General features: G+C 51.5%; 1 rRNA gene. It reads left to right on the top strand.

The window, feature by feature from the left end:
- Nucleotides 1-242: 242 nt before the first annotated feature.
- Nucleotides 243-3,076 (top strand): 23S ribosomal RNA (locus WNY61_RS20150).
- Nucleotides 3,077-3,161: the final 85 nt, after the last annotated feature.

The following is a 3,161-nucleotide window of genomic DNA, read 5'->3' as shown; positions in this document are numbered from 1 at the left end:
GGCTGTTTCCTCGGCCTATCAGACATATCGCGATCGAAACGAATATGTTGTCCAAGTCAAGTACACTAACCAGAGCGATGACGCGGACCTCCTGCACGGACGGTTCGCTATCTGCATCGCTCATTTGTCCAGACGAATGTCTGGGCGGGTAAAAGTATGCTTTTGATACAGGATAAGAGGATCAGTTTCTTACCAGCTTCTGATCTTCGCGCGAGACGCTAAGTCTTGCTTTTTCTGGATCAAATCAAGCGCGAAAAGGGCGTTTGGTGAATGCCTTGGCAGTAAGAGGCGATGAAAGACGTGATACTCTGCGATAAGCCATGGGGAGCTGAGAATAAGCTTTGATCCATGGATTTCTGAATGGGGCAACCCACCTGATACTTTGTTATTACTGATCTTCGGATCAGCTAATAACTTGGTAAACCAGGTATTTTTAGGCTGAATATATAGGCTTAAAAAGGCAAACCCGGGGAACTGAAACATCTAAGTACCCGGAGGAAAGGAAATCAATATGATACTCCCCTAGTAGCGGCGAGCGAACGGGGACCAGCCGAGCCATGAGTGTGGTTAGAATGCGTTGGAATGCGCAACCAGAGTGGGTGATAGTCCCGTATAAGAAGCATGATTGGACGTATTAAGTAGGGCGGAACACGTGAAATTCTGTCTGAAGATCGGAGGACCACCTTCGAAGGCTAAGTACTCCTTACTGACCGATAGTGAACCAGTACCGTGAGGGAAAGGTGAAAAGCACCCCGACGAGGGGAGTGAAACAGTACCTGAAACCGAACGCCTACAATCAGTTGGAGGGACCTTGCGTCCTGACAGCGTACCTTTTGTATAATGGGTCATCGACTTGGTCTCACGAGCAAGCTTAAGCCGTTAGGTGTAGGCGTAGCGAAAGCGAGTCTTAATAGGGCGTTGAGTTCGTGGGATCAGACCCGAAACCGAGTGATCTAGGCATGGCCAGGTTGAAGATAAGGTAACACTTATTGGAGGACCGAACCCACATCTGTTGAAAAAGATCGGGATGAGCTGTGCCTAGGGGTGAAAGGCCAATCAAACTCGGAGATAGCTGGTTCTCTGCGAAATCTATTTAGGTAGAGCGTCGACCGAATACCACCGGGGGTAGAGCACTGGATGGGTAATGGGGCCCCACAGGCTTACTGATCCTAACCAAACTCCGAATACCGGTGAGTACTAGTCGGCAGACACACGGCGAATGCTAACGTCCGTCGTGAAGAGGGAAACAACCCTAACCTCCAGCTAAGGCCCCTAATTCATGGCTAAGTGGGAAAGCAGGTGAGACGACCAAAACAACCAGGAGGTTGGCTTAGAAGCAGCCATCCTTTAAAGATAGCGTAACAGCTCACTGGTCTAAATAAGTTGTCTTGCGGCGAAGATGTAACGGGGCTCAAGCCATGAGCCGAAGCTGAGGATGCATTTATTGCATGGTAGCAGAGCGTAGTGTGACATAGTTCCATGTGTCCTTATCATCCTTCGGGGTGAGTTGGACACAAGGAGCTTTCTGTGAAGCTGGCGCGTGAGCGATCCGGTGGAGAGATCACTAGTGAGAATGATGACATGAGTAGCGACAAAGAGTGTGAGAGACACTCTCGCCGAAAATCCAAGGGTTCCTGCTTAAAGCTAATCTGAGCAGGGTAAGCCGACCCCTAAGGCGAGGCCGAAAGGCGTAGTCGATGGGAACCAGGTTAATATTCCTGGGCCAGATGGAAGTGACGGATCTCGAGGGTAGTTCATCCTTATCGGATTGAATGGGCTGCTTAGAGGTCCCTGGAAATAGCTCCATCGCTAGATCGTACCCTAAACCGACACAGGTGGATAGGTAGAGAATACCAAGGCGCTTGAGAGAACTATGTTGAAGGAACTCGGCAAAATACCTCCGTAAGTTCGCGAGAAGGAGGCCCGGTTTCTAGGCAACTAGAGGCTGGGGGCACAAACCAGGGGGTGGCGACTGTTTATTAAAAACACAGGGCTCTGCGAAGTCGTAAGACGACGTATAGGGTCTGACGCCTGCCCGGTGCCTGAAGGTTAAAAGGAGGGGTGAGAGCTCTGAATTGAAGCCCAGGTAAACGGCGGCCGTAACTATAACGGTCCTAAGGTAGCGAAATTCCTTGTCGGGTAAGTTCCGACCTGCACGAATGGCGTAACGACTTCCCCGCTGTCTCCAACATAGACTCAGCGAAATTGAATTACCGGTCAAGATGCCGGTTACCCGCGGTTAGACGGAAAGACCCCGTGCACCTTTACTACAGCTTCACACTGGCATTAGGCCGAACATGTGCAGGATAGGTGGTGGGCTTTGAAACCGAGACGCCAGTCTCGGTGGAGCCTCCCTTGAGATACCACCCTTGTTCTGCTTGATGTCTAACCGCGGACCGTTATCCGGTTCCGGGACCCTGTGTGGCGGGTAGTTTGACTGGGGCGGTCGCCTCCTAAATCGTAACGGAGGCGCGCGAAGGTTGGCTCAGAGCGGTCGGAAATCGCTCGTTGAGTGCAATGGCAGAAGCCAGCCTGACTGCGAGACTGACAAGTCGAGCAGAGTCGAAAGACGGCCATAGTGATCCGGTGGTCCCAAGTGGGAGGGCCATCGCTCAACGGATAAAAGGTACGCCGGGGATAACAGGCTGATACTGCCCAAGAGTCCATATCGACGGCAGTGTTTGGCACCTCGATGTCGGCTCATCTCATCCTGGGGCTGGAGCAGGTCCCAAGGGTACGGCTGTTCGCCGTTTAAAGAGGTACGTGAGCTGGGTTTAGAACGTCGTGAGACAGTTCGGTCCCTATCTTCCGTGGGTGTAGGATACTTGAGAGGAGTTGCCCCTAGTACGAGAGGACCGGGGTGAACGATCCACTGGTGGACCAGTTGTTATGCCAATAGCAGTGCTGGGTAGCTATGATCGGACAGGATAACCGCTGAAGGCATCTAAGCGGGAAGCCCCCCTCAAAACAAGGTATCCCTGAGAGCCGAGGTAGACCACCTCGTCGATAGGCCAGAGATGTAAGCGTGGTAACACGTTCAGTTGACTGGTACTAATTGCTCGATAGGCTTGATTTGATCCAGTAGAAGCAAGACTTCAACTTATCAATCAAAAGCATACACATACAATCAGTTGTACATGACTTGGAACACGCTTTGCGCA

The organism is Sulfitobacter sp. AS92, assembly GCF_038900015.1.
In the GTDB taxonomy this organism is placed as follows: Bacteria; Pseudomonadota; Alphaproteobacteria; order Rhodobacterales; family Rhodobacteraceae; genus Sulfitobacter.
The sequence above is the reverse complement of the archived record's forward strand: the minus strand, read 5'-3'. Positions and strand labels throughout refer to the sequence as shown.